Here is a 26,226-nt window from a genome sequence, read left to right on the forward strand (position 1 = left end):
CAGGTTAATTACAACGTGCAGACGACGACAACCCATAAAAAATTGCCGCCTGCCTGTTTTAGGTTGGATACATGCGTAAAGGAAAGTTAAGCAGTGATGCGCCATTCGGGACATTGTTAGGTTATGCGCCGGGTGGCGTGGCGATTTACTCATCGAATTACGGCAGTCTGGATCCGCGAAAATACCCGGAAGACGCGGATTTCCGCAGCTATATTGGCAACGAATACATGGGCCACAAGTGGCAGTGCGTTGAGTTCGCCCGCCGTTTCCTGTTCCTCAACTATGGCTTCGTGTTTACCGACGTCGGCATGGCGTGGGAAATCTTCTCCCTGCGCTTTTTGCGCCAGGTGGTGAACGATAACATTCTGCCCCTTCAGGCTTTTGCCAACGGCTCGAAGCGCGCACCGCGCGCCGGGGCGCTGCTGATCTGGCAAAAAGGCGGCGAGTTTCACGAGACCGGCCACGTGGCGGTGATCACCCAGCTTCTGGGCGATAAGGTGCGTATTGCGGAGCAGAACGTGATTCACTCCCCGCTGCCGCTCGGGCAGCAGTGGACGCGCGAGCTGCGCATGACCGTGGAGAATGGCTGCTATACCCTTCATGACACCTTCAGCGATACCGAAATTCTCGGCTGGATGATCCAGACGGACGACACGGAGCACAGCATTCCCCAGCCTGAACCGGACGGTGAACTGCTGAAAATCCGCGGTGCGCGGCTGAAAAACAAACGTCAGTTCGACGGAAAATGGCTGAACGAAAATGACGCGCTGCAGCAGGCATATATCCGCGCCAACGGCCATGTGATCAACAAAGATCCCTGCCAGTACTTCACCATTACCGAAAGCGCCGAGCAGGAGCTGATCAAGGCCACCAACGAACTGCACCTGATGTACCTGCACGCGACGGACAAGGTGCTGAAAGACGACAATCTGCTGGCGCTGTTCGACATCCCGAAAATCCTCTGGCCGCGCCTGCGCCTTTCCTGGCAGTGGCGCCGCCACCATATGATCACCGGTCGTATGGATTTCTGCATGGATGAGCGCGGGATTAAGGTCTACGAGTACAATGCCGACTCCGCGTCTTGTCACACAGAAGGCGGGTTGATCCTCGAAGAGTGGGTCAAAAACGGCTATCGCGGCAGCGGGCACAACCCGGCGGAAGGGCTGCTGGAAGAGCTGACCGGCGCATGGAAGCACAGCCACGCGCGGCCGTTCGTTCACATCATGCAGGACAACGATGTCGAAGAGGACTATCACGCGCTCTTTATTCAGCGTTCGCTGATGCAGGCCGGGTTCGAGACCAAAATCCTGCACGGGCTGGAGGTGCTGAGCTGGGATGGCGCCGGGCAGCTGATTGACGACGAAGGTCGCCACGTCAACTGCGTGTGGAAAACCTGGGCGTGGGAGACGGCGATAGAGCAGATCCGCGAGGTCAGCGAAACCGAATACGCCGCCGTGCCGATCCGCACCGGGCATCCTGCGGGCGAGGTACGCCTGATTGATGTTCTGCTGCGCCCGGAAGTGCTGGTCTTTGAACCGCTGTGGACCGTTATTCCCGGCAACAAGGCGATTCTTCCGGTACTGTGGCAGCTGTTCCCGAACCACCGTTACCTGCTCGACACCGATTTTGAGGTGAACGACCTGCTGAAGCAGACCGGATACGCCGTCAAGCCGATTGCCGGACGCTGCGGCAGCAATATCGATCTCATCAGCGCCCAGGACGAGCTGCTGGATAAATCCAGCGGCAAGTTTGTTGACCGCAAAAATATCTACCAGCAGCTGTGGTGCCTGCCAAACGTCGACGGCAAGTACATACAGGTCTGTACCTTTACCGTGGGCGGAAATTACGGCGGGACCTGCCTGCGTGGCGATGACTCGCTGGTGGTGAAAAAAGAGAGCGATATCGAGCCGCTGATTGTACTCAAGGATAAGTAACGTGCATCTGCGCTAAAAAGCCCCCGCAGGGTATTCTCTGTGGGGGCTTTTTGTTACTGCGCTTCCTCGTCCTGCTGCGCGCTGGTTTTCAATTCGATGATGCGACCAATCTGGTCATGATAAACCGTCAGCAGGTTGTGCTGGCTCATCTCCGAGATGAGCTGCGGTGAGACGTTAAAGCTGCGGGCAAGTTCGTCATGATGCAACAAGCCTGGCTGACGTCGTCTTACGTTCGCGCGGCGGCGGTTGTACTGATACCACAAAATCAGCAGCCAGCCGTTGAGTGCGGCGAACAGCAAATAGATCAACACCGTATTAAAGGAGGCAATAATCACGCTCCACCGGTGGTCGCTCTCCTCGGTTAACTGCATCCACAGCCTGGCATACAGGAAGAACAGAAACCCGCCCCACGCCACCACGGTTAACGCGGCATCAAAAAGTCGTGGCAGCAACCGATGTTCAGTCAAAATTAAGGTATTTTCGTTCATTGAAGGCTTCCTTTTCCCCGGTCCGGACTGATCCAGCGCGCGCGGGCGCGCTGACGTTTAAGCATGACTTTTGGAAATGCGACGAGGGTGGTGAACAGACCAATCATCCAGTAGACCATCGGGAACCAAATCACCCAGAAAAGCGAGCTGGCCACCTTGCGCTCATAGCGCCGCTCGATGTACAAGCTGACCAGGAACTGCAGCAGGCACATCACGCCCAGCAGCAGCCCGGTAAACGCCGGGGGAAACAGGGTTTCAACGGTCAGCCTGGCGGGAATGGGCGCGACGTGGCTGATGATGTACAGCAGCACCGTTATCGCATACGCGAAGGCCCACAGCGTTGACAGCGCGTACTCCAGAAACAGGGGCCACATGCGGTGATGCTCCCAGCGCACCATCTTGCGCAGGTTCACCAGAAATACCTCCGCGCCGCCCTGTGCCCAGCGCAGACGCTGCTTCCACAGGCCCTTCAGCGTCTCCGGCATCAGGATCCAGCACAGCGCCCGCGGCTCGAAAAAGATATCCCAGTGGCGCAGCTGGAGCTTCCAGCTGATGTCGATGTCTTCGGTGATCATGTCCGGGCTCCAGTACCCGACGTCCGCCAGCGCCTGCCGACGAAAGGCGGCGATGACGCCGGAGACGGTAAAGACCCGGCCATAGATCCGCTGCGTCCGCTTGATGAGCCCAATGATGGACGAAAACTCGCCAACCTGAATGCGGCCAATCAGCGTGGAGCGCGTGCGAATGCGCGGGTTCCCGGTAACCGCCCCGACGTGGGGATACTGAATCAGCGGCGCGACCAGATAGGCCGCGGTGTCGCGGTCGAGCAGGGCGTCGCCGTCAATGCAGACCAGCAGATCGCCCCGGGCCGCCGCCGCCCCGGCTTTGAGCGCCACCGCTTTTCCCTGGTTCTCCGCGAGGTTAATCACCCGCAGGCGCGGCTGCTCCAGCGCCAGCTGCTGCAGCACCTGCGCGGTGTTATCAGACGAGCCGTCGTTGATGGCGATCACTTCAATATTCTCGTACCGCTGAGCCAGCGCGGCGCTGATGGTCTCTCTGGCATTTCTTTCCTCATTGAAGCAGGGGATTAGAATTGAGATGAGCGGCTCGCCGGCGAGCGTCGGGGCGGGCGTGTCTTTATCCCACGACCAGCGGCGTTCAAGCTGAAACCAGAAATAGAGGCCGCCGGTGACCCAGAGCACGGACATAAACAGCGGCCAGAAGAAGACAAAATCCAGAATCAGCTCGCCGGTAAAGAGGGCGGCCACCCCTAACGGCAGCCCGAATACCAGACACAAAATTGAAAAGGCGATTATGCGATCAGTCATTGTCAGGGTACCAGTAGGAAGAAAAGACGGGCCTGATGCGCGAGATATCAGGCTGGTTATTGATGAAATCGTCAGGGTAGTAGCCGTAGTTTTTGATGCCGTTCAGCTGGAGGACGCGCATCCACGCCGCAAGCTGACTGTCGGAGACGGCGCGCTGCGGCTTCTGCTCCCAGTCTCTGGCCTGCAGCTCGAAAATGGTTTTATCCAGCGCGCCGGGCCGCGCGGCGACGGCCTTGATCAAACGCGTCAGCCAGGCATTGCTCTCGTTCGCCGGAACGGACTCCATCAGCGGCATTGCCATGGGCACCGTCCAGTCATAGGCCGCCAGAAAATCATCGAGATTCTGCGCAAACCACGCTTCGCTTTCGGGCTGCAGAATGGGAAGGACGAACATATTGCGCGCGGTTTTTATCTGCGGGCCGCGGATGTGCTTCACCGCCTGGCTCAGAGCGCGGGTAAATTCGATAAGCCTCCGGCTTTTCTGGCGCGTCGTGTCCTGCCCGGCAGCGTCAACGTCCGTCAGTACCGCATCGTCATGGAACAGGATCCCGTTGAAGCTGGCATGGCGGGCCAGATCTTCATAGATTTCCGTCACCTGCAGGCGAACCTGCGGGTCCCACGGTGAAAGCCTGATGTAGGGCTCATTGGCCTCGCGCAGCTGGCCGGTTCGATCGTCCCGGCGCTGCACGCGCGGCAGGGCAGGATCGAGATCGAACGAGAGCACCGGCATCCACGCGTAGACCTTCACCCCCGCGCGGGTTTGCAGCTGCCAGGATACGAAGTTAAAGAGATCGGCCCGGACCGGAAGCCGGCGGTTGGGGAAATAGAGCGCCCTGATCCTGCCGTCGCCCTGCGGGTCGGCAAACGCCTGCAGGAAGACGTGGCTGATTTTCATGTCGTAGACCCGCTGGATCAGCCTGTTGATGTTTTGGGTCTGCTGAGCCGGATCGGGATCGTAAACGTAGTCGAGATCGACGTGCATCACGCGCACGGGATCGTGCTCCTGAACCCGGCTGACCGAACTGGCAAACGCTTTGAGCGAGGGGTTGCCGGCGATCAGCAAACGGGGAATGCTAGCGAGATTGCGCACGTCACCCAGCCCGTCCTCCAGAGTAAAGGCGAGCCGGTAGCCCTGCTGCCTGGCGATGGCGAGCGACGTACCGCTGGCGGCACCGTAAGGCCAGACCCAGGCGCGCGGCGCTTTGCCCGTCACCTGCGCGATTTTCTCCGTCACCTTGCGGACGTCATCGCCGATCCGCTGGCTGAACTGCTGGTCAGTTTCATAGCGCCCCGTCGCTTTATCATAAAAGCGGTTGGCGATGGCCGGTTCGCGGCTGCCCTGCGGGTTGGCGACGATGCCGTAATGCGAGGCCCAGGTATGCGATCCGATCTCAACCAGCGGAGACTGGCTGAGCTCGCGCACCATGTCCCAGGTCGCGAAGCGATCCCGGGGCGTCATCAGGCCGCCAAAGTTCACCTTCTGGTTTGCTGGCGTATCCACCCAGCTGCCCACCGGCGCCCAGAGCGCAGGCACATTCCAGGCCTTAAGCAGCGGCCAGACGCGGGTGTAGAAGCTGCTGTAGCCGTCGTCAAAGCTGAGCAGAACGGCTTTCGGCGGCAGCGATTTTTTGCCGTCATGCGCGTCCAGAATATCCTGCACGCTGATGGCGTGATAGCCGTTGTGCAGAAGCCAGCTAATCTGCTCGTTTAGCGCGCTGGTGCGCACGGAGAGGTAGCGCTGATCGGCGGCATCGTCTTCGACGTCGTGGTAGGCCAGCACCAGAAACTGGTTCTGCGGCCAGGGTTTGCTCGCCTCCGGCTGCGGCCGCTCGCCGGGCGCAATGAACGAGATCGCCTGCGCCCAGACGCTCGCGCTGAGGCAGAGCCAGCCGATGAGGATCAGGCTCACGGAAAAACGTGTGTTCAGCATATTCATCCTTAAAAGCGTAAAGTCGCATCAAGCGTGACGGAGAGGTTGCTCTCGCGTTTGCCGTCGTAAGGGCGTTTATCCCAGTTCAGCATCACGCCGGTATCAATGACGTTATTCCACTGGACGCGTTGCCCGTAGCCCAGCAGGGCGATGGCGCCAACGGGCTGGTTTTTCTGCCAGTAGCTGCCGCCTCCCGCCACCAACTGCTGGCTCCAGAGGGTGTCGTAATGGCGGTACATCTCATGGTCCACGGACAGGGCGGCCGTCACGGACAGATCCCGCGCCGGGTTGTAATAGAGCGTGTCCCGCAGGCTGTTTTTACTGGCGGCGATCCCCGGTTCAAGATCCAGCGTCAGGGTCGGGGTCTGCCAGAGACGCTCCTTACCCGTAAGGGTGTATTCCTGTCGGCGATTATGGTCTGAGAAGCGGCTGACGGCGGCGCTGAACTGGTACTCACGGCGCTCGTTTTGATACCAGCGGATCCCGCCTTCACCCCGGTTGGCGCTAATCCCGTTGCGTAATGCCCGTAGCGGCGCGGTGCGGGATAAGCGTTCAAGGCTGCCGCTGACCTGCCAGTTATCATTGAGAAAGTACGTGGTTGAGAGGCGAGCACCTGGCTTGTTTTCACCGTGATAGCGGTTGCTGGATACCTCGGCTTCGAGCTGAAGGTCGCGAGGACGCCACTCGATGCCGCCCAGGAGGTGACGGCTGGTGCCTTTGCCTTCATCGAAATTACCCTGCGCATAGCGGGTACCCGCAAACAGCCGCCAGCTATCCGCTACCGGTGGACCATAGAGCGTGGCATCCCCGTTCAGGTCGTGCGTCCCGCTGATGGGGTTATCGGAGTGCAAGCCCTTGCTCGCGTTAAGGCGCAGCTCGGACATGTGATGCACCGTTCTGAGCCTGTCCAGACGCCTGGCGCTGCGAGCAACGGGCGCGCGGGCAAGCACGTCGTCGGCCAGTAAATCCATCTGGCGCCACTCCTGCAGATCCATGGCGACGTAAGCCTGCTGCTGTTCCAGCTCCAGATTAGATGGCTCCAGCGCCTCCGCCCTTTTTAACGTTTGCTCGGCCGCGCGCGGCTGGCCCCGCGCCTGAAGCAGGGTGGCATAGTCAATCTGCAGCCCCTGATTGCCCGGCGCCGTTGTGGCCAGACGGTGCGCCAGCTTATCCGCGTCCGGCAGGGCGTTGGTTGAGAGCAAATAGTTAAATTTGAGCGACTGCCCGGTAAGCCATCGATCGTTGGGCTGCGGAGTGGGCGAGCCGAAATCGTAGCGGATCCACGGAACGCTGCGGGTCTGGCGCTCTACGTACTGGCGAGCGGCCTGATACTGCCCCGTGTCCAGCCAGGCGTAGAAAAGCGCATGCTCCTCGTCCTGCGGATCGGCGGCGTATTGCGGATAGCGTTGCAGCAGCGAGAAGGCGGCAGTGGCGTTTTTCTCCTGCAGATACGCGGAGATCGCCCAGCCGATCGCCCAGCCCGGCACCGGATGCTGCGCCTCCGTCAGCGCCTGATATTCACGGATGACCTGCGGGTAATCGCCATGCGCGTACAGCGCACCCAGCCTGTCGATACGGGCGAGGATGATGTCTTCCGCTGCCTGCGGTTCGTGTTGCCAGCGTGAGAGCAGGGCGTCGTAACGATTCAGTGCCGTTTGCGCCAGCTGCAGGCGCTCCTTTTCCGTTCTGCCAGGCACGTCGGCAAGGCGAACCCATTCTGCGGCGGCATTAAGCTCCAGACGGCGGCGCTGCGCGGGGGGCAGCGTTACCCTTTGTGACAGCATCAGCGCGGGAGTACTCACCCGGTTATCCGTTAGCGCGTCAGTCAGCTCGCTAAGGAGCGCGTTATTCTCCGGCGCGAGGGTCAGCGCGCGCGTGTCCGCTAAAAGCCGATCCCAGCTTTTTCCCTGGCGTAACCAGACGTACGAAAGCGTCTGAAGATGCGCCGGAGAGGGATCCTCCGTCACCAGCTGGCGGGCTTCCTGCAGAGCGAGCGTATCCATGCGGGCATCGGCCAGGGTTTTGATATAGCCGATACGATAATCGTCATTATGTGGCGCAAGGCTAAGCGCCTCTTTCCACAGTGATAAGGCAGGCTGCCACGCTTTTTGATCTCTTCTGGCCTGCGCGACAGCCGCAACGCCGCGAGCGGGCAGCGGCATATAAATGCCATAGCGCTGCCAGAGCTGAATCACCTCGTCATTACGACCTGCCCACGCAGCCACCTGTAACCAGTCCGCCACTTGCTCGGGCGTCAGAGCATGCTGTTGCTGATACCGCTGAAGATAATTGAGAAACGGCGTGTAATTACCGTTACGAGCCTGTTGAATCTGTTGCTCATAAACGGATTCCGTTGCCTGAACGAGAACAGGAAACAGAAATAGCAGAAACAATAATCCTGGGGCGCGATAAAAGAATAACGTATTGAAGCGAAGCGATCTTTCCATATCTATTTGCCATTTGTTTATCATGAATCCATTGCATAACACGGCTGCCTTTTAACGCTGCGTTAAAGGCCATAAATGAGAACATTAAATCTGAATGCAGTAACGTTATGGGGTACTTACTTTAAGGTAATTATGGAACCTCCTCTTTGGGAACTGGGTGGAAGGTAATGTACACCTGATATGTTGCCGGATAAATATGGTGAAAAGCAGAGGGTTAGTTTTGGGATAATTCTGGAATGAAATGTCTTTTGTGATTATTTTGAATTGATTGTGTATTTGTAACTTTTTGATATTGATGTGTTTTATTTATGTCTTTTTGAGTTTTTTTATATTCCTGGCGAGGTTTTATTGTAGCAATTAAAGTACTTTCTGGTGCATGTTTGGGAAGTTTCATGACAAAAAGTCTTAATGTTCAGCGAAGTGACTTTTCTGCGATTGTTTTTTATTTATAATTAACGCCAGCCATTGAATGAAAGTCTACAGGAAGTCTTACTCATCAATGTCTGTATTGAGGGATGTTCAACGCCAGAATACATATTGTCGTTAATATTACAGCGCTATAAAACGAAGGCGGCCTTCTTTCTGAAGGTGCGTTCTTGCTTTAATCTAAAAGGGATGGTTAGTGGCAACTTCAATAGTGTTAGTGACCCAGGATCGCTATCTTGTCAGGGGGATGAGGCTATTTTTCCCGGATATTATCCTGCTCGACTCGATTGACAGAAACATATTTGATAACGGTGCAGATGAATATTCTGTGTTGATTGATAGCCGTTCTCCGCTCCGTTTATATGATTACCTGATACGCCATCCGGCCAGAACAAAAAAAACGATCTGCTGCGTTATGCTGGATATGCGACATCGCGAGGAGAATCTACTCAGTATGAAGTTGTTTATGAACACGTCGCTTACGGCGCCGGATATGGCATCGTTATTTAACCTGGTGCTCAATATGAAGGGCAGGCGTCTGACCACCAAATGGCTGCTTAACTTACGGCTTGGCACGCACGAAGCGATCATGCTGCGGTTGTTGAGGGCAGGGATGTCGATGGAAGCGATTGCCGATGAACTGAACACGTCGGTGAAGAGCCTCTATCGCAAACGGACGGCGCTGTCGGAACGCCTGGGGGCGGAGAACTTCAACGAGGCGTGTTTGTTTATCTTTAAAAACAAACTGCTGGATGCGGTTGGGAACGATCCCTGAATTCCTGAGAGCCTAAAAGCAAAAACCCGCCACGAGGGCGGGTTCTTTTACTGGAAATAATTCAGAACGACCAGCGCAGATTAGCGTTAACCGAGTTGACGCGGGTATCCGCACCATATTGCCCCTGATAACCCACATCCAGCGTCGCAGCACGCGACAGCTGTACGCTCACGCCGATATCACCCACCATCACGTCCTCATCCACGGCCTGCCCCTGAGTAATGAACGCGTCGCTGCCCGCAAACGCCATGCGCGAAGAGGTATTCTTATCGCCATAGGCGTGCTGCCAGCCCAACGAACCGTAGAGGTTCACGTTCTTTGGCAGCTCGGTCACACCGCGCACCCCGAGGGTGGAGTAGAAGGTGTTCATCGTTTCGTTACTTACGCTCAGCGCGGCGGCACCGCCGTCTTCCCTGAAGCTGTCGGTATGCAGTCGAATGTACGATAAATTGACGAACGGCTCGATATTCATATCAGGCTGGCCGAAGCGGTAACCCGCTTCGGTGAACGCCAGCAGCGAGTTGGCGTCGTAATCCGACTTCAGCCGATCTGAGAAGCCGCTGAAATCAACGCTGCGCTCGCCTTCGATCTTGTGCCAGGTGTAACCCAGCGCGCCGCGAAGGGAGAACGCATCCTGTTGACCCGCCGCATACAGGCCAAGGTGGTAGTTATCGGTATCCGTTGAGGAACGACGGCTGTCGACGTCGTAATCACCGCGGCTGTAGCCGAAGTAGCCGCCGACACGCACGTTATGATCCGCCAGCTTGCGATCTGCTCCCAGCAGGAAGCCGGTGGTGTTGCCGTCCAGCTTGCCCACGTTACCGTCGCCGTCGTTTCGGCTCCAGGAGCTGAAGGTCTGGCCCCAGACGCCATTGTTTTGCGGCTCCGGCTGCTGCACCAGCGACATCGCTAATGGTGGTATTGGCAGGCTGTCGTTATCAAACGCACGCTGCATACGCTGGTTTAAGACGTTAAACACCTGCGTGCTGCCGGCGATCAGGTTGGACTGCATTGACGGATAAACTTCACCGGACAGCTGGTTGAACGCCTCGCGCGCTTCCGGCGCGCTGAGTACCAGCAGCGAGTTATACAGCGCCAGCGACGGGCCGCTTTGCGTCAGGGTGGAGAGTGCGCCGGCGGTATTCCACTGGTTGCTGCTTTTGGCGACGGTCTGGAAAATCCCCGGCTTGCCGCTGCCCGGATTCTCACTGCCAGGGTTTTCTCCGCCCGGGTTTTCTCCGCCCGGGTTCTCACCGCCCGGGTTCTCACCGCCTGGGTTTCCTCCTCCTGGATTTTCACCTCCCGGGTTTTCGCCTCCCGGATTCTCGCCGCCGGTCTCTTTCTGCGCGATAGTCAGATCGACGGCGTTGGTGCTCTGGTTGAGCGCCACGTCCAGGAAGGCGGATTTAGACACCGCCCCCGCGAACTGACCGTCAATTCCCCCGTCGGAGGTTAAAATGCGGTAGCTTTGGCCCGTTTTGTAGCTGGTTTGCGGATCCAGCGCAGTGACCTGTACCTGAGCCCGATCGCTGATGGTCGTTTTGCCTGCGACCAGCAGCTGGTCGCTGCGGCCATCACCGGCGATATCGACATCATAGAAAGAGTCACCCACAAAATTCAGATAACGTTTCAGCGTCAGCGTGCCGATATCGCCATCCCCGGGCGAGATATGCCCGCCGGAAAGGATCTCGGTCTGGCCCAGCGTGCCGTTCCCTCCCAGCGTTCCGCCGGCCTTGATTGAGGCGGCGCTGCTGTAGCCCAGCCCGTCGCTAACGTCGGATCCCGCCGTCGCGTTGAGGATCAGCGTCCCGCCGTTCTCGGCGCTAAGGGTCTGAATATCAAAAATATCGTCTTCTGGCTGGGTGTTGATGTTGCTGGCGATAATGACTTTGCCACCGCGCGCGGTCACGTTCGCCTGGAGGGCTGAAAGATCGCCATTCAGCGTTGTCTGCCCGGAAGTATTGATCACCTCACCTTCGCCGCTCATCTTGTTGCTGAAGACGTAATTTTCGTCGGTATGGTTGAAGTAGACATAGCTGCCGAACAGCCCGCCGCGCAGGCTGATTGCCGTATTCGCATCGAGAGTACCCGCGCCGCCCGCTGTGCCAAGCGTTGGCTCAGTTAAACCCGTTCCGGTGTCCATATTGCCGCGGCTGCCGACAATGAGCGCACCCCGGTTCGAGCCGGAACCCGAGGTCCCCACGATCAGCGTATTGCTGCCAGCGGAAAATGAACCTCCGTCAATCACCGACAGCACGCCATTGCCATAATCGCCCACGCTCACGCTGCTGCCGCTGGTAAAGCGCGAGTCTTTGCCCGCAATAACCAGCTCGGCGGTTTTACCTGCCCCGGAGACGCCCGCCACCTGCACGCCGCCAACGTTAACCGCACCGCCGTTCAGCACGTCCAGGTCGCCATAAAGCGTCAACGTACGGCCAACGTTCCACTGTGAGCCGCTCCCCGTTACGGTGGCTTTCGGGCTTAGCGTGTCGGTTTCACCCGGCCCGGTACCATTGCCGATGCGCGCATCATAGGCGGTGCTGAGCGTCGCGCCGTCTTCAATCGCCAGCGTGGAGCGTGCCCCCAGATCGGTACCTACGCTGAGAAAATTACTGGTCACGCGAGAGCCGGCGCCAGTGGCGATAAGGTGACTGTCGTAGCCGCGGGTGGTGCCGACAACGATTTCTTTTGCGCTGGCCAGCGCGCCTTCTTCGATTCGCAGGGTGCCGAGGCCAAGATTCAGGTCGCCGCGCAGGACGTACTGATCGTTGACTGCGTTAAGTTCAGCGTTTGGCCCACGGACCGTGACCACGCTTTCATAAATTTGGCCGTCGAACAGCCGACCGATGTTGATGTTATAGGCGGTGATTTTGCCATTATCGATCAGCAGGTTTCCGGGTTGATTACGTCCAACGTAAACATCTCCGGTGTAACCCAGCGTTTCGGTTATACGCGCCTCGCCATCAAAAATGGCATCGGCTGCACGCGCGAAATCGGCAGGTGAAAGCAGTAACAGCGGCGCGGAAAATAGAGCGAGGTAAAGTCTGGAAAGCGGCGTCTTAACCGCTAAAGCATGCGATGTAGAGTTATTCACGGGCTATCTCCGTACTCATTAGCGTGATGTCTGGAAAATCGTTTTTATGAAAACTCAGATACGTCAGAAAATATAAAAGGCGTTATTTATGTACGCCTTTTCATTTGCAGTTAATTATTTATGCGTGACAACAGGGGTACAGGTTGGTGCGCTGAGCGTCGGGGCGGATCCTAAAATCCCCGGCATCATCATTGATGAGCAATCGAAAATACGCCCTTTTTCCGTCGTAGCGCGATAAGACAGTTTTTGCCCCCCCAGTGCGTCCGGCTGGGCGCCATTAACATTGGTCACGGTTATTTCATCCGATGAGCCCAACCCCAGCATTTTAGCGGTCTCCGCCTGCAGGAGTGGAATAGCCTGATCGGTTTTTAGCGTGGAACAACCGGCGAGCATCAACGTAACGCTTAAAAAGATGAGTGGTTTTTTCATAAATTATCCTTGATATCCAATCAGTTAATTTCACTGATTGTATTTATGTTTTCAATTACCCAAATCAGCGAATAATATATTTCCCTTTCCTAATCGAAAAAACCCTCCTAAAGTAGGGTGGGTAGATAATAATTCATCTGTACACTCAGATATGCGAAGGTAAAAGGAGGATCCTTTGGGGCAGAATTATGCGTTGGTCGTTGATGACCATCCATTGGTAGCAAGCGGCATCGCTAATTTTCTGATTTCACATTGCCAGTTTAAGCTGGCGAGCGTGGTGACGAATGAGGAAGATTGCTACCGTCAAATTAGGGATAATGGCCCGCCGCGTTTGCTGGTAATCGATTTTTGGCTTTCGTCCGGAACGGCACTGAAATTACTCAAAGAAGTAAAACAACATTACCCACAGGTACGGTTCCTGGTGGTCAGCGGGGATGACAATAATGACATCTGGCAGAAAGTTCACGCCGCCGGGGGACACGGATTTGTATTGAAAAGCGAACCGCCTGAAATGTTCTCTCGGGCCGTTTGTGCACTCCTTGATAATCTGACCTGGTTTCCTGAGAGAAACGATTTGCCCGTTGAATCGAATAATGAGAAGTTAAGTAAATTTAACTTAACGCCGCGACAAATAGACGTTTTAAATATGATTATGCGCGGCCTGCCAAATAAACGAATCGCCGCGCAGCTTTCAATTTCTGAGCCCACGGTCAAAGAACACATCAGCAATATATTGAAAAAGATAGGCGTTAACAGCCGGGTCGAAGCCATCACGCTTCTGCATGGCAAGCGGGAATCATCAGAATGAGGTTTTTCCAGAGCTTACAGAAAGATGGTATCTCATCTCCCGCGCAGATCCGTTTGCTAAACAACACTTTTTTGCGGCTGGTGTTCAGCTTTAGCGCGGTGCCATTTGTCGGTATTCCTTTTGCCATCTGGATCTATTTGCTGGGCGATGAACTTGGCCCAACTATTATCTGGATAATTATTTACCTGCTATGTGCCGTGGCAATCCGCATATTGCACCGACGCTACCAGCGCGAAGTGAAAGAGCATGATGAAGAGGACGTCCTGCGCCGCTGGCTTCCGCGCATAAATAAGATCGCTTTTATTCACGGGCTGGGGATTTCATCTCTCTATTTAATTACTCCGCAGACGCAGAACTTTGACTTTTTCCTGCTCCTTAATATCAGTATTGCCGCCATCGTCGCCGCCAATGCGACGCATTTGACGCCGGTCATCAGCACTTTTACGTGCTTTTTCTTCGCCTCTTGGGGAGTATTGAATATCGGCATCATCTGGCGGCTGGACGAGCTGATATTCATTGTGCTGATGCTGAACCTGCTGTACGGCTTCGCCATTTACCGCCATGCGTTAACGTCGCACGCGTACTTTATTCAGCAAGCGCTGCTTGAGGAAAAAAGCTCACGCCTGGCAGAACAGTTTCGCCAGGCCAAAGAGGAAGCGGAGCAGGCGCTGCTGGATAAAAATCAGTTCCTGACGACAGCCAGCCACGACCTGCGTCAGCCGGTACACGCCATGGGATTTTTGATTGAAGCGATTATCCACCGAAATCGGGACGACAGCCTGACGCCCCAGCTGCTTGACCTGCAGCAGAGCGTTCGCTCGGTGCATTTGATGTTCAATTCTCTGCTCGACCTCAGCAAGATTGAATCCGGGAAAGTGCTCACTGCCCCTACCAAAGTGGACATCGGCGCTCTGCTCGACTCGGTGATCACGCTGTTTCGCGAAGAGGCCAACAGCCGTGCACTTAGGCTGTCCACCCGTCGACCCAAACGCCGCATCCACGTGATGGGCGACCCGCTGCTGGTGCGACAATCGCTGATTAACCTGATTCAAAACGCCCTTCGCTACACGCAGCAGGGCGGCGTGCTGGTTGCCATCCGACCGCGCGGTGACGAGTGCCTGGTGGAAGTGTGGGACACGGGTGTCGGTATCGCTGATGACGAGAAAGGTAAAATCTTCTCCCCTTATTACCGCCCCGAACTGGCCTGGAAGATCGACAGCGCCGGACACGGGCTGGGCCTCGCCGTGGTTGCCCGCTGTGCCAGGCTGATGAAGGTGAAGTACGGAATGCAATCCATAGAAGGTAAAGGCTCACGCTTCTGGATGCGCTTCACTCAATATGCTGGCGAAGAGATCGCGACGGACATCCCGCCCGCCGATAACAACGCCTCTGCGCCGGTACGCTATGCGCCGCTGCGCGGTTCTTGCCTGGTCGTCGATGACGACCCGCTGGTGACGTCAGCCTGGGAGAGCCTGATGAGCGTTTGGGGAATCAAGGTGCGCTGCGCGGCCTCCGCTGAAGAAGCGTTCGCCATCATCGACGACGGCTTCACCCCGTTCGCCGTGCTGTGCGACCAGCGCCTGCGATCCGGCGAAAGCGGCTTCGACATCCTGAAAGCGCTTTTTGAACGTCTGCCGGACATGAGCGGCGCGATGGTCAGCGGCGAATTTAATTCGCCGGTTCTGCTGGAGGCGGAGCAGGAAGGGTATCTGGTGCTGCGCAAACCTCTGGAGCCGGCTAAACTGCATGCGCTGCTGACGCAGTGGTCAGGATGTCGTGGATAGGGGAATAGATAATAGCAGCATTGCGCTTCACTGTAGGGCCAGATAGTTCGCGGTGTCCTGCTGTGATGCCAATGTGTCGGTATGGTTGAGCCGCTGAGGGAGGATTTCGCGGGCCTGATTAATGATTTCATCGTGCATGATTCAGCCTCCTGTAGTGATCTGCACGTTTCTTGTACCGAGAGAGGCAGGGAATGTTGGAAACGGCCCCGAAAGGAGCCGTTGTGGTGATATACGGCTATTACCAAGTGGAATCAGTAAGTGGCATAAACGTAAGCGATTCTACTTGGTTGCTTGCGGTATAGGCAGCCTGCATTGATAGGGGGATGTGGAAGCCCTCAAGTGTATAGCGTTCTTTCAATCCAAACTGAAGACCGCCAATTATTTTGGGGGGGATGGACTTATCCGGGGCGTCAAAATGCTCATGCATCCAGCTAATACTCATTTCCTTCTGTAGCGGCGATGGTAATTCATTTGGAAATCGCACTGAAGGCCTGTCCTCATCCAAAAGCGTGAGCGTCACACAGAATAGTTTTCGGGATGAACGATGGAATGCTAGATAAACCCCTTCCTTGACCATATCTAGTTCAAGAACGGGATCGCCAGAATCGCCACTAGGCTTAGTTTTGTATGGGATTAAGCCATTATCGAAAATTTCTTGATAGGTTTTACCGATGCTTCTCAGTAATGCCTCTACGTTTACTGTCATTTTTTATATAACCCCACACTTTCATTAATCTGATGCAGTTCTGCTCTTGCTTCTTCTAATTGTTCATCTGTAGCCCCGTACTCTTTCAAGGCTGGTTTTTCAGCGTCAAAGTTCTGATCTGCTGCGGCACGGAGATCATAGCTATGAGCAATTATTTTTTCAGGAGTGTTTCTGCCCCCATAAGTTTCGCTATCACTGCGGTGTACCCCTTTCGGGATTCCGATAGCTGCTACTCTTTTAGAGAGCTTTTTCAGCTCTTTAGGGGTTAGTTCAGGGTGCAACCGCTTATAGTGTGCCTTTACTGCGGCAGCGGAGGGTATATGGTCAACCTCTAACTCGCCTTGCCGCGATCTGCCATCAAAATCACTGTATAGCTTGACCTCAAGGAATTCTACCGGAGGTTTGCTAAGGTAGATGTAGATTGGCGGGGGGACGTTGCCCGGAAACACCAGAATGTAGTCCAGGAAGTCCTTTTCCTCTGGCGGTGGCGTGGTGGTGATAGTCACGCCCTGAATGTCAGGATGCTCAAGCCCCGGTATCGCTACCGTTCCGACCTGCGGGCTTTGGTTCCCGGTGTTCCACCCACTGGCATCTGTACTGCCCGGTGCATCAACTGGTGTCCAGGTTATCTGTACCTTTCCGCCCGGCCCGTTGCCCCAGAAGCGGTATTTTCCGTCAAACCGCTTATCCATCAGCCTGACTTTCACCTGATCGCGTCCGCTCTCCGGGCTGGTGTGATACCCCACGGCCTTCAGCCGTCCGGTTTCCGAATCTTCCACCCAGTTATAGCGTACCCGCGTTGGCACCGTACCGCCGCTACGGGCTACTGCCAGCAGTTGTTCAGCTGTTAACAGGTCAGATTTTTCACCTTTCAGCATTGAGTGCAGCACCGCACCCATGACCACGAACGGTAAATTCAGCTCAAACCTGCTTTCCCAGACCGCTGGCCCGGACAGGTGTTTCATCTGGTACGTCAACGCCTTTGCTGCGTCCTGATTCAGTCTTGCTGTAGCTCCGCCAGCAGATGCAGCCATACCCGCCTCCGCACCACCGGCTACTACCACCGGAGATGGGGGAAGTGGCATAGCTTCCGCTTCACCGAAGAAGAAGCCGCTTACCCTGTCGAAGAGGGATTTTTTCCTCTCAGGAGCTGCATCTGCCTCCCCTGAGGAGGTCTTAGCCTTTTTCGCCGCCTGTGCGTGCTGTTCCGGTTCGCAGCCGTCAGACCTTGGGGAGGGTTCCGGGGAGGCTGGCAATGATTGGTAAAAACTCATCGCTGCAAAGTTTGCCTGGGGTTCGTTCCCAATTCCTGCGTCGGTACACCCAGCTCCACGCAGGCAGGATTTCGCAAAAACGGGGACCGGATTGATTAGCACTTCATCGGGCTTCGTTCGTTTTTCAATCTGCACCCGTTCTGCCACGCGCCCGGCATTACAGTCACTTTCATAAGTGTGTGAAAATACAGTCGGAACGAACCGGGCCCGGCAGGGGCAGGAGCTGAAGCTATCCAGTGAACCCGCCCACTCTTTCGGGGCACCGTTCACCGAATAGGTGTCTCCCATACCCCCACAGACGCGGTATCGCCCCTCATGCTTCCCGCAAGTCACCGGGTCGCCGACCCGGACCTGCTGACGTATCACGCCGCCAGTCTCATAGGTATCATCGGATGCACCCGAGAGAATGCGCCCCCCGCAGGTGGTTTTATCCAGGTGATACAGGAAAAAACCTGTTGCCACAATCCCTCACAAATAATATGGGTTTGGTGCACATAATATCCAAGAGTTGACTAAAGCTAAATTTGGCAGGTTAAAAAATATCGGTTTGAAGTGGGATCAGGACAAAGACCTAAGGACATCAGCAGACAAAGCAACCCGCTATATAACGGAATGCCCAAAAGCAAAAACCCGCCTCAAGGGCGGGTTTTCTGAATAGTGGTGCCCGGACTCGGAATCGAACCAAGGACACGGGGATTTTCAATCCCCTGCTCTACCGACTGAGCTATCCGGGCAACGGGGCGCATTAAACCCGATCTGCCCGTTGCCGTCAACGAAAAATGTTGTTTTCGTTACAGACTGCGCAATCTCTCGCCATTTCGCCGCAATCTTAAGCGAAAAAGTGTGTCCAGAGCGCAGAGAGCGGCATGGCGAGCAGTAATGCGGGCAGCATATTCACCACGGCAAACATTTTGATCCCGCAAATACGTAGGCCCGTCGCCAGCAGCAGCAGGCCGCCGACGGCGGTGAAGTCCGCCATCATCGCTGGCGTGGTCAGCGGGAGAATCAAGGTGGCGCAGGTGGCAAGCGCCAGCTGGATTAGCAGCATCGGCACGCAAATCGCCGCAACGGCAACGCCGAGCGTGGTGGCGAAAATGGTGGCGGTGAAGAAATCGAGAAACGCTTTTGCAACCAATATGCTTGGGTCGCCCGTCATCCCTTCCTGCATCGAGCCGAAAATCCCGGTGCCGCTTGCGCAAAACAGAATAATGATGGCGACGTAGTTCTGAATAAACGACTCGTGCGTGCCGTGTTTCGCCTTGCCCGGTCGGGCAATCAGGTTTTTGGCTTTGCCCACCGCGCTATTGATGCCTTTTTCCAGATAGCAAAATTCGCCAATCAGTGCGCCGAGCAGTGTAGCCAGCACCATGACGGGCAGGTTGGCGCATTTGATCACTAAAAGGATGCCGATGCCTAAGGATGCCAGGCCGAATATAGAGGGCATGGATGAACGGATACGCTCCGGCAGCCGCTGACTCAACACTGCGCCCAGTACGCCGCCCAGCAATACGGCTCCGGCGTTAATAAATGGCCCGATAACCACAGTTAACTCCTGTTATTTACTCATTGATATTGCATTATTATGGCACGTCAGGGCTGCGCGAGCCTTAGCTTTGGGTGGTTTCGTGCATACTGATTCCTTCTTGCGCGTGAAAATAAAAAGTGACATGATTGCGCGAATTTTCTCCTCCCTGTCTCACCGCTCGGTGAGGGTATTTGCGCTTATGAAAACCATGAAAATTGCCGTCAGCCATGAGCTGGTATCCAAAGTTTCTACGCACCGTGAAAAGGTGACGCTGGATAACACCGATTTCACCGATGTGGCGGCAGTCGTCATTAGCGTTGTTGAAAGCTACAGCGGCATTCTCGCGTTGCTGAAGCGTACGGGCTTTCAGCTACCGGTGTTTATGTTCTCGCAAGAGCCTGGAGAGGTGCCTGATGGCGTCACGGCGATTATCTCGGGTAAAGCTCAGGAGTTCCTGGAACTGGAGAGCGCCGCCTGCCGTTACGAAGAGGAATTGCTGCCGCCTTTTTTCGATACCCTGAGCCAGTATGTAGAGATGGGCAACAGCACCTTCGCCTGTCCGGGCCACCAGCACGGGGCTTTTTTCAAAAAACACCCGGCAGGGCGACAGTTCTATGATTTCTTCGGTGAGAACGTGTTTCGTGCCGACATGTGCAACGCCGACGTTAAGCTGGGCGATCTGCTGATCCACGAAGGCTCCGCCAAGCACGCGCAAAAGTTCGCGGCGAAAGTATTCAACGCGGACAAAACCTACTTTGTGCTGAACGGCACGTCGGCGGCCAACAAGGTGGTGACCAACGCGCTGCTGACCCGCGGCGACCTGGTGCTGTTCGACCGCAACAACCATAAATCTAATCACCACGGCGCACTGATCCAGGCGGGCGCCACGCCGGTGTATCTTGAGGCGGCGCGCAATCCGTTTGGCTTTATCGGCGGGATCGACGAGCACTGCTTTGATGACGCGTATCTGCGGGATCTGATCCGCGAGGCGGCGCCGGAAAAGGCCGACGAGGCCCGCCCGTTCCGCCTGGCGATCATTCAGCTTGGCACCTACGACGGGACGATCTACAACGCCCGCCAGGTGATCGACAAGATCGGCCATCTGTGTGACTACATCCTTTTTGACTCCGCGTGGGTGGGCTACGAGCAGTTTATTCCGATGATGGCGGAAACGTCCCCGCTCTTGCTGGAGCTTAACGAGAACGATCCGGGCATTTTCGTGACCCAGTCGGTGCACAAGCAGCAGGCCGGGTTCTCGCAAACGTCGCAGATCCATAAAAAGGATAACCACATCCGCGGTCAGGCGCGCTTCTGTCCGCACAAGCGGCTGAACAACGCGTTTATGCTGCACGCCTCCACCAGCCCGTTTTATCCGCTGTTTGCGGCGCTGGACGTGAACGCCAAAATTCACGAGGGCGAGAGCGGGCGCAGGCTGTGGGCGGAGTGCGTTGAGCTGGGCATTGAGGCGCGCAAGGCCATCATCGCCAACTGCCATATGATTAAACCGTTTATCCCGCCGGTGGTGGCGGGGCGGCCATGGCAGGATCACCCCACTCATGTCATTGCGAGCGAGCGTCGCTTCTTCAGCTTCGAGCCGGGGGCCAAATGGCACGGGTTTGAGGGTTATGCGAGCGAGCAGTATTTCGTCGACCCGTGCAAGCTGCTGCTGACCACGCCGGGCATTGATGCAGAAACAGGTCACTATACCGATTTCGGCATTCCGGCGACCATTCTCGCCCACTACCTGCGCGAAAACGGCATCGTGCCGGAGAAGTGCGACCTCAACTCGATCCTGTTCCTGCTGACGCCTGCCGAAAGCAGCGAGAAGCTGGCGCAGCTGGTGGCGATGCTGGGGCAGTTTGAGCAGCATATTGAAGACGACACGCCGCTCGCCGACGTGCTGCCGACCATCTACCAAAAATACCCGGTGCGTTACCGCGACTACACGATCCGTCAACTGTGCCAGGAGATGCACGATCTCTACGTCAGCTTTAACGTGAAGGATCTACAGAAGGCGATGTTCCGCCGGGAGAGCCTGCCCGCCGTAGTGATGAACCCGCAGGATGCCAACCAGGAGTACATTCGCGGGAACGTGGAGCTGGTGCGTATTCGTGACGCTGAAGGGCGCATTGCCGCCGAAGGTGCGCTGCCGTACCCGCCAGGCGTGCTGTGCGTGGTGCCGGGAGAAGTCTGGGGCGGGGCGGTACAGCGTTATTTCCTGGCGCTGGAAGAGGGCATTAATATGCTGCCGGGCTTCTCGCCGGAGTTGCAGGGCGTTTACAGCGAGAAGGATGCGGACGGGATTAAGCGGCTGTATGGGTACGTATTGAATGTCTGAACGTAGGCCCGGTGGCGCAAGCTTACCGGGCCTGGAATACTTCGTCAGGCTTCTGCGCGGCGGTACATCCTTCTCGGATGCCCAATCTTCCCGTACAGCATCTCCACCGTCAGAAAACCCACCTCCACGCAGTGTTCCAGATAGCGTCGGGTGGTGGTTTTACTCAGTCCCGTCTCGCTCACCACCTCATCCACCGTAAAGCAGTGCGCCGCCTTGCTGTTAAACAGCGTTTGCACCCGCGCCAGCGTGTTCTCCTCTATTCCCTTACTGCCGTTGTCCAGACGATAGTTTTTCGCCTGTAACTGATAGAGTGAATCCACGTTCTGCTGGTCGACAATCTTCCAGACCCGCTGCTGTTCGGCAAACTGCACAAAACGCTCCAGCGACTGGCTGAGCCGCTTCCAGGAGACTGGCTTAAGGATATAGTCAAACGCGCCGTTTCGAATGGCCTGGCTACAGGTGTCCATATCGCTGGCGGCGGTGATGAAAATCACCGAGCAGTTGGCGCGGGCCAACATCGGGTTGCTGATAAGGGTGATGCCTTTGCCGTCCGGCAGGTAGTTATCCAGCAGCATCAGCTTCGGCTGTTTGCTCTCCAGCTGTCGCTGCGCGTCGGCCAACGACGCGGCTATCCCCACCAGCCTCAGGCGCGGATGTTTACCGATAAGCTCCGCGTGCAGCTGTGCCAGTTCGTTCTCGTCTTCAACAATCAGTACGTCGATAAGTTCATGTTGCATAGTCGGTATCTTCCAGTTGCCGGACGGTTCCCGAGGCCGGGATAAACAGTGAGAAAATGGTCCCGTGCGGCATGTTATCGGCAACTTCTATTGTGCCGCCAGCCTGCGTGACGTAGCTTTCAATCAGATACAGGCCAATCCCGTGATCGCCCCGCGTTTTGGTGGTGATGCCGCGTTCAAATATCCGGTCACGGATCGCCGGGGTAATGCCAACGCCCTGGTCGGCCACTTCAATAATCAGCTCCTGCTCGCTGAGTTTTATCAGCACTTCCACCGGCGCATGCGGGAGCGGCGATCGCTGCGTCGCTTCGATGGCGTTATCCAGCAGGTTGCCAATAATCGAAATCAGCTCTTGCTCTCCCAGCGGCAGGAACGGTTTGTCCAGCCGACAGGCCGGGTCGAAACTCAGCTCCACACCTTTCTCACGCGCGCGGGCGGCTTTTCCCAGCAGCAGCCCGCAAAGTGTCGGGGAACTAAAGCGGGAGGAGATAAAGTCCAGCAGCTCCTGAGCATGCTCCGACTGCGCCTGAATGTAGCGAATGGCCTCTTCATAGCGGCCCATATGCAGCAGTCCGGAGAGGGTGGTCATCCGGTTCAGCTGCTCATGACGCATAATGCGCAGGTTATCGACGTAGCGTTTTACCTGGCTGAGCTGGCTGCTGAGAGAGTCGATCTCGTTGCGATCGCGGAAGGTGATCACCCAGCCCTGCAGCGACCCCTCAAGCATGATGTGTACCCGGCTGGCAATCACCGTGAGATCGTTAAAGCGGCAAATCTCGTCATGGGTGTCTTTCGCCAGCATCGTCTGCGTGTCGAAGAACGGGACCGGATCGATCACCTGGCTTATCAGCTGCCCGCGCAGTTCCCGGGCCGGCTGGCTCAGGCCCAGCAGCTTGCGCGCCGCCTGGTTGATCACCTCTATGCGCCGTTCGTTATCAATGGCGATCACGCCTTCGTAGATGGACTCCATCATCGCCTTTTGCTGGCGCACCAGCAGGCCGATCTCTCGTGGCTCCAGGGAGAAGATCTGCTTCTTAATACTACGGGTAAAGAACCAGGAGAAGACAAAGAGGGCGATCAGCAGCAGCACGGCGGCAATCAGGATATTGACCACTTTACTGACGGTAATGGTGTCCAGGTAGCTGGTGAGATAGCCAACTGAAACAATGCCGACCACCTGCCCGGCGTCGTTGAAAATGGGCGCTTTACTGCGCAGTGAAATGCCCAACCCGCCTTTACGTATGGTTGTCGTGCTTTTCCCCTGCAATACGGCTTCATTGTCGCCGCCGACCAGCGTCGTGCCCACCCTGTCGGCAAAGACGGAGTGAAAAAGATGCCGTCCCGTATTATCGCCAATGACAATAAAGCTGGCGTCGCTGTGCGCGGCCATTTTCTGCATGAAATCATGAATGGCGTTGATATCTTTTTGTTCAACTTCAGTACGCAATGACGGAATAAGCGCAATCTCTTCCGCCTGTATTTTAGCGCGCGCACTCATTTCCTGATAAAGCTGTTTTCCGACATCGGCATAATAATATCCGCCCAGCAGCACAAAAAGCACTGAGAAAAAGGCAACGAGCGAAATAAACAGCTTAATCTGGAAAGAGACTTTCATAACTATCACGCAAAGTAGCGGCAAAGATCGTCAATATATCATCTTTTTTCATGCGGATGTCCGCTTTGCGGGAAACTTGTGATCCCTTGCACAGCAAGGGCTGTAAATGATTTATCCAGAAGGCTTATGATCTTCATGCTGCTACGTTAAATGTTATTTGGTCGTTCAATTAAGAAAAGAAACCATAAAAACCACGATAATAAATAAGGCATAAATCACATTAAATAAAAGAAACCATAAAAACCATAGCTGCCATTAAAACTTCGCTTTTAATATGCCATTCCTCACATAAAGTAGGCCTTTGTGACTCTAAGCTGAACGCACAAAATAACTAAGGGGCTTATTATGAGCACAACTGACGATTCTTTCTCTGTTACCCACGACCCGATTGAAATTCAGCGGCCATCCCTCAAGGAGCGGTGGTGGCATATTATGGATACCTGGAAAATCGGGATTATTCCTCTGCCGCTGTTCGTTCTGGCGGGCGCGCTGATCGCGATTGATTGCCTGGGCGGAAAGCTGCCGAGCGATATCGTGGTGATGGTAGCGACGCTGGCCTTCTTCGGCTTTGCCTGCGGTGAGTTCGGCAAACGCCTGCCGATTGTCGGCAAGCTTGGTGCGGCGGCGATTTGCGCCACCTTTATCCCTTCCGCGCTGGTCTACTACGGTTTGCTGCCGGACGTGGTGGTGGAATCCACGACCAAATTCTACAAATCCACCAACATTCTCTACCTCTATATCTGCTGCATTATCGTCGGCAGCATCATGAGCATGAACCGCACGGTGCTGATTCAGGGCTTCCTGCGCATCTTCTTCCCGATGCTGTGCGGTGAAATCGTCGGCATGATTGTTGGCATGGGCGTGGGGCTGGTGCTGGGCCTGGAGCCGTTCCAGATCTTCTTCTTTATCATTCTGCCGATCATGGCGGGCGGCGTCGGGGAAGGGGCGATTCCGCTTTCCATCGGCTATGCCACCCTGCTGCATATGGACCAGGGCGTAGCGCTCGGCCGCGTGCTGCCGATGGTCATGCTCGGCGGCCTGACGGCAATCATCATCTCCGGCTGCCTGAACCAGCTCGGTAAACGCTACCCGCACCTGACCGGTGAAGGCCAGCTGATGCCTAACCGTGCGAATGCCGATGCCACCGTCTCTCAGCCTGCGTTTTCCGGTAAAGCGGACGTGACGACTATCGCCTCCGGCGCGCTGCTGGCGGTGCTGCTCTATATGCTGGGCATGCTCGGCCACAAGCTGATTGGCCTGCCTGCGCCCGTTGGCATGCTGTTTATGGCGGTGCTGGTGAAGCTCTGCAACGGCGCCTCTCCGCGCCTGCTGGAGGGCTCGCAGGTGGTGTACAAATTCTTCCAGACCTCCGTGACCTACCCGATCCTCTTCGCCGTCGGCGTGGCCATTACCCCGTGGCATGAACTGGTGGCCGCCTTCACGCTGACCAACCTGCTGGTGATTATCAGCACCGTCTCCGCGCTGGTGGCGACCGGGTTCTTCGTCGGTAAAAAGATCGGTATGCACCCGATTGATGTCGCCATCGTCTCCTGCTGTCAGAGCGGACAGGGCGGTACCGGCGACGTGGCGATACTGACCGCAGGCAACCGCATGAGCCTGATGCCGTTCGCCCAGATTGCTACCCGTATCGGCGGGGCGATTAACGTCTCAATCTCTCTGCTGATTCTGGGCAACTTCCTCGTCTAAGTCTTCAGGAAAAAACAATGAAACTCGCAAGCTTTTTATACCAGGGAAAACGCAGCTACGGCATCGTCCAGGCCGAGGGCGTGATTGATTTAGGCCGCCGTCTCGGCGACCGCTACGGCGACCTTAAAGCGCTGCTGCAGGGCAACGGGCTGGCGTTGGCCACCCGTTACCTGAACGACGCGGTGGATGTACCGCTGAGCGCCATCACCTTCTTGCCGGTGATCGTGCAGCCGGAAAAAATCCTCTGCGTAGGCATGAACTACGCCGACAAGCGCAAGGAGTTTGACCAGCACAACCCGGCTCCGACGCTGTTTGTCCGCTTCCCGGATTCACAGACCGGCCACAACGAGCCGGTGCTGAAGCCGCGCCACTCCAGCGAATTCGACTACGAAGGCGAGCTGGCGGTGATCATCGGTAAAGGCGGGGAGAACATCAGCCGCGACGACGCCCTGCGCCACGTGGCGGGCTACAGCTGCTACATGGACGGCTCCGCCCGCGACTGGCAGCACACCTGGTTCACCGCCGGTAAAAACTGGCGTCAGACCGGGGCGTTTGGCCCGTGGATGGCGACGGCGGATGAGATCCCGGACCCGCACAGCCTGGCGATCCGCACCTGGCTTAACGGCCGCATGGTGCAGGAGGACAACACCAGCAGCATGATCCACAAGGTCGCGGAGCTCATCGAGTACATCAGCACCTTTACCCGCTTAAGCCCGGGCGACGTGATCATCACCGGCTCCCCGGGCGGCGTGGGTAAAAAGCGTAACCCGCCGCTGTTTATGAAAGAGGGGGATCGCATTGAAGTGGAGATCGAGCATATCGGTCATCTGAGCAACGTGATTGTTGAAGCGCCAGCCGTCGGGCTTGCGGCGGCACACTGA

The 26,226-nt window shown here is 56.2% G+C and carries 19 protein-coding genes and 1 tRNA gene; 7 read left to right on the forward strand and 13 right to left on the reverse strand.

Going from position 1 to position 26,226, the window contains the following annotated elements; translation table 11 throughout:
- Positions 1–71 precede the first annotated feature (71 nt).
- Positions 72–1,934, forward strand: a complete 1,863-nt coding sequence (gss, locus tag ACTJI7_RS20450) for a bifunctional glutathionylspermidine amidase/synthase (protein ID WP_063155159.1) — start codon at positions 72–74, stop codon at positions 1,932–1,934.
- A gap of 53 nt (positions 1,935–1,987) precedes the next feature.
- On the opposite strand, the gene pgaD is transcribed toward gss, so the two are convergent.
- The 5 genes from pgaD to ACTJI7_RS20475 all read right to left on the reverse strand — a co-directional run bounded on the left by pgaD (position 1,988) and on the right by ACTJI7_RS20475 (position 8,521).
- Positions 1,988–2,422 carry a poly-beta-1,6-N-acetyl-D-glucosamine biosynthesis protein PgaD gene (gene pgaD, locus ACTJI7_RS20455; protein WP_045260787.1) on the reverse strand — a complete coding sequence of 145 codons (435 nt, stop codon included), beginning with the start codon at positions 2,420–2,422 and terminating at the stop codon, positions 1,988–1,990.
- Positions 2,419–3,750 (reverse strand): poly-beta-1,6-N-acetyl-D-glucosamine synthase, encoded by a 1,332-nt coding sequence (gene pgaC / locus ACTJI7_RS20460; protein WP_028014399.1) that lies wholly within the window; start codon positions 3,748–3,750, stop codon positions 2,419–2,421. The genes pgaD and pgaC overlap by 4 nt, the downstream gene beginning before the upstream one ends.
- Entirely contained in the window at positions 3,743–5,680 is a 1,938-nt protein-coding gene (pgaB, locus tag ACTJI7_RS20465) for a poly-beta-1,6-N-acetyl-D-glucosamine N-deacetylase PgaB (RefSeq protein ID WP_063155158.1), read from the reverse strand. Before pgaB ends, pgaC begins: the two co-directional genes overlap by 8 nt.
- A gap of 8 nt (positions 5,681–5,688) precedes the next feature.
- Complete coding sequence (gene pgaA, locus ACTJI7_RS20470; protein ID WP_063155157.1) at positions 5,689–8,127, reverse strand: poly-beta-1,6 N-acetyl-D-glucosamine export porin PgaA; 2,439 nt, start codon at positions 8,125–8,127, stop codon at positions 5,689–5,691.
- 214 nt (positions 8,128–8,341) lie between these two features.
- Positions 8,342–8,521: a hypothetical protein gene (locus tag ACTJI7_RS20475; RefSeq protein ID WP_136431128.1), complete on the reverse strand. Its 180-nt coding sequence runs from the start codon at positions 8,519–8,521 to the stop codon at positions 8,342–8,344.
- 279 nt (positions 8,522–8,800) lie between these two features.
- Between ACTJI7_RS20475 and ACTJI7_RS20480 the strand changes: the two genes are divergently transcribed.
- Positions 8,801–9,328, forward strand: a complete 528-nt coding sequence (locus ACTJI7_RS20480) for a helix-turn-helix domain-containing protein (RefSeq protein ID WP_045260784.1) — start codon at positions 8,801–8,803, stop codon at positions 9,326–9,328.
- Between the two features lie 61 nt (positions 9,329–9,389).
- Here the strand turns inward: ACTJI7_RS20480 and ACTJI7_RS20485 are convergent, their stop codons facing one another.
- Both ACTJI7_RS20485 and ACTJI7_RS20490 read right to left on the reverse strand, forming a co-directional pair.
- The gene (locus ACTJI7_RS20485) at positions 9,390–12,422 is read right to left on the reverse strand and encodes an autotransporter outer membrane beta-barrel domain-containing protein (protein ID WP_192979108.1); all 3,033 of its coding nucleotides are present in this window, start codon (positions 12,420–12,422) and stop codon (positions 9,390–9,392) included.
- Between the two features lie 114 nt (positions 12,423–12,536).
- Entirely contained in the window at positions 12,537–12,851 is a 315-nt protein-coding gene (locus ACTJI7_RS20490; RefSeq protein WP_028014394.1) for a lipoprotein, read from the reverse strand.
- A gap of 175 nt (positions 12,852–13,026) precedes the next feature.
- Here ACTJI7_RS20490 and ACTJI7_RS20495 point away from each other — a divergent pair, with 175 nt between their 5' ends.
- On the forward strand, positions 13,027–13,659 hold the full coding sequence (locus ACTJI7_RS20495; RefSeq protein ID WP_063155155.1) for a response regulator transcription factor: 633 nt from the start codon (positions 13,027–13,029) through the stop codon (positions 13,657–13,659).
- Positions 13,656–15,443, forward strand: a complete 1,788-nt coding sequence (locus tag ACTJI7_RS20500) for a hybrid sensor histidine kinase/response regulator (RefSeq protein ID WP_063155154.1) — start codon at positions 13,656–13,658, stop codon at positions 15,441–15,443. Before ACTJI7_RS20495 ends, ACTJI7_RS20500 begins: the two co-directional genes overlap by 4 nt.
- A gap of 238 nt (positions 15,444–15,681) precedes the next feature.
- On the opposite strand, the gene ACTJI7_RS20505 is transcribed toward ACTJI7_RS20500, so the two are convergent.
- From ACTJI7_RS20505 to ACTJI7_RS20520, 4 genes are all read right to left on the reverse strand, one after another.
- Positions 15,682–16,149 (reverse strand): DUF6392 family protein, encoded by a 468-nt coding sequence (locus ACTJI7_RS20505; protein WP_048959540.1) that lies wholly within the window; start codon positions 16,147–16,149, stop codon positions 15,682–15,684.
- The gene (locus ACTJI7_RS20510; RefSeq protein WP_080461436.1) at positions 16,146–17,711 is read right to left on the reverse strand and encodes an S-type pyocin domain-containing protein; all 1,566 of its coding nucleotides are present in this window, start codon (positions 17,709–17,711) and stop codon (positions 16,146–16,148) included. The genes ACTJI7_RS20505 and ACTJI7_RS20510 overlap by 4 nt, the downstream gene beginning before the upstream one ends.
- Before the next feature lie 370 nt (positions 17,712–18,081).
- Positions 18,082–18,157, reverse strand: a tRNA-Phe gene (locus ACTJI7_RS20515).
- Positions 18,158–18,252: 95 nt separating this feature from the next.
- Positions 18,253–18,966 (reverse strand): DUF554 domain-containing protein, encoded by a 714-nt coding sequence (locus ACTJI7_RS20520; RefSeq protein ID WP_063155152.1) that lies wholly within the window; start codon positions 18,964–18,966, stop codon positions 18,253–18,255.
- 181 nt (positions 18,967–19,147) lie between these two features.
- Between ACTJI7_RS20520 and ACTJI7_RS20525 the strand changes: the two genes are divergently transcribed.
- Positions 19,148–21,286 (forward strand): ornithine decarboxylase, encoded by a 2,139-nt coding sequence (locus ACTJI7_RS20525; RefSeq protein WP_063155171.1) that lies wholly within the window; start codon positions 19,148–19,150, stop codon positions 21,284–21,286.
- A 44-nt stretch (positions 21,287–21,330) separates the two neighbouring features.
- Here ACTJI7_RS20525 and ACTJI7_RS20530 read toward each other — a convergent pair whose 3' ends face one another.
- Complete coding sequence (locus ACTJI7_RS20530) at positions 21,331–22,023, reverse strand: response regulator (RefSeq protein ID WP_047367414.1); 693 nt, start codon at positions 22,021–22,023, stop codon at positions 21,331–21,333.
- Positions 22,013–23,638 carry an ATP-binding protein gene (locus ACTJI7_RS20535; RefSeq protein WP_041908310.1) on the reverse strand — a complete coding sequence of 542 codons (1,626 nt, stop codon included), beginning with the start codon at positions 23,636–23,638 and terminating at the stop codon, positions 22,013–22,015. The genes ACTJI7_RS20530 and ACTJI7_RS20535 overlap by 11 nt, the downstream gene beginning before the upstream one ends.
- 345 nt (positions 23,639–23,983) lie before the next feature.
- On the opposite strand from ACTJI7_RS20535, the gene ACTJI7_RS20540 reads away from it, so the two are divergent.
- On the forward strand, positions 23,984–25,345 hold the full coding sequence (locus tag ACTJI7_RS20540) for a 2-hydroxycarboxylate transporter family protein (protein WP_063155151.1): 1,362 nt from the start codon (positions 23,984–23,986) through the stop codon (positions 25,343–25,345).
- Between the two features lie 17 nt (positions 25,346–25,362).
- Positions 25,363–26,226 carry a fumarylacetoacetate hydrolase family protein gene (locus tag ACTJI7_RS20545; protein WP_045630636.1) on the forward strand — a complete coding sequence of 288 codons (864 nt, stop codon included), beginning with the start codon at positions 25,363–25,365 and terminating at the stop codon, positions 26,224–26,226.

Source organism: Enterobacter sp. 22499 (assembly GCF_052044815.1).
GTDB classification, from domain to species: Bacteria; Pseudomonadota; Gammaproteobacteria; order Enterobacterales; family Enterobacteriaceae; genus Enterobacter; species Enterobacter bugandensis.

Coding starts and splice junctions, on each gene's coding strand:
- ACTJI7_RS20535 (WP_041908310.1), bottom strand. CDS start 23,638: ATGAAAGTCTCTTTCCAGATTAAGCTGTTTATTTCGCTCGTTGCCTTT.
- ACTJI7_RS20540 (WP_063155151.1), top strand. CDS start 23,984: ATGAGCACAACTGACGATTCTTTCTCTGTTACCCACGACCCGATTGAA.
- ACTJI7_RS20480 (WP_045260784.1), top strand. CDS start 8,801: ATGAGGCTATTTTTCCCGGATATTATCCTGCTCGACTCGATTGACAGA.
- ACTJI7_RS20475 (WP_136431128.1), bottom strand. CDS start 8,521: ATGAAACTTCCCAAACATGCACCAGAAAGTACTTTAATTGCTACAATA.
- ACTJI7_RS20545 (WP_045630636.1), top strand. CDS start 25,363: ATGAAACTCGCAAGCTTTTTATACCAGGGAAAACGCAGCTACGGCATC.
- ACTJI7_RS20490 (WP_028014394.1), bottom strand. CDS start 12,851: ATGAAAAAACCACTCATCTTTTTAAGCGTTACGTTGATGCTCGCCGGT.
- pgaC (WP_028014399.1), bottom strand. CDS start 3,750: ATGACTGATCGCATAATCGCCTTTTCAATTTTGTGTCTGGTATTCGGG.
- ACTJI7_RS20530 (WP_047367414.1), bottom strand. CDS start 22,023: ATGCAACATGAACTTATCGACGTACTGATTGTTGAAGACGAGAACGAA.
- ACTJI7_RS20500 (WP_063155154.1), top strand. CDS start 13,656: ATGAGGTTTTTCCAGAGCTTACAGAAAGATGGTATCTCATCTCCCGCG.
- pgaA (WP_063155157.1), bottom strand. CDS start 8,127: ATGGAAAGATCGCTTCGCTTCAATACGTTATTCTTTTATCGCGCCCCA.
- ACTJI7_RS20525 (WP_063155171.1), top strand. CDS start 19,148: ATGAAAACCATGAAAATTGCCGTCAGCCATGAGCTGGTATCCAAAGTT.
- pgaB (WP_063155158.1), bottom strand. CDS start 5,680: ATGCTGAACACACGTTTTTCCGTGAGCCTGATCCTCATCGGCTGGCTC.
- ACTJI7_RS20510 (WP_080461436.1), bottom strand. CDS start 17,711: ATGGGAGACACCTATTCGGTGAACGGTGCCCCGAAAGAGTGGGCGGGT.
- pgaD (WP_045260787.1), bottom strand. CDS start 2,422: ATGAACGAAAATACCTTAATTTTGACTGAACATCGGTTGCTGCCACGA.
- ACTJI7_RS20505 (WP_048959540.1), bottom strand. CDS start 16,149: ATGACAGTAAACGTAGAGGCATTACTGAGAAGCATCGGTAAAACCTAT.
- gss (WP_063155159.1), top strand. CDS start 72: ATGCGTAAAGGAAAGTTAAGCAGTGATGCGCCATTCGGGACATTGTTA.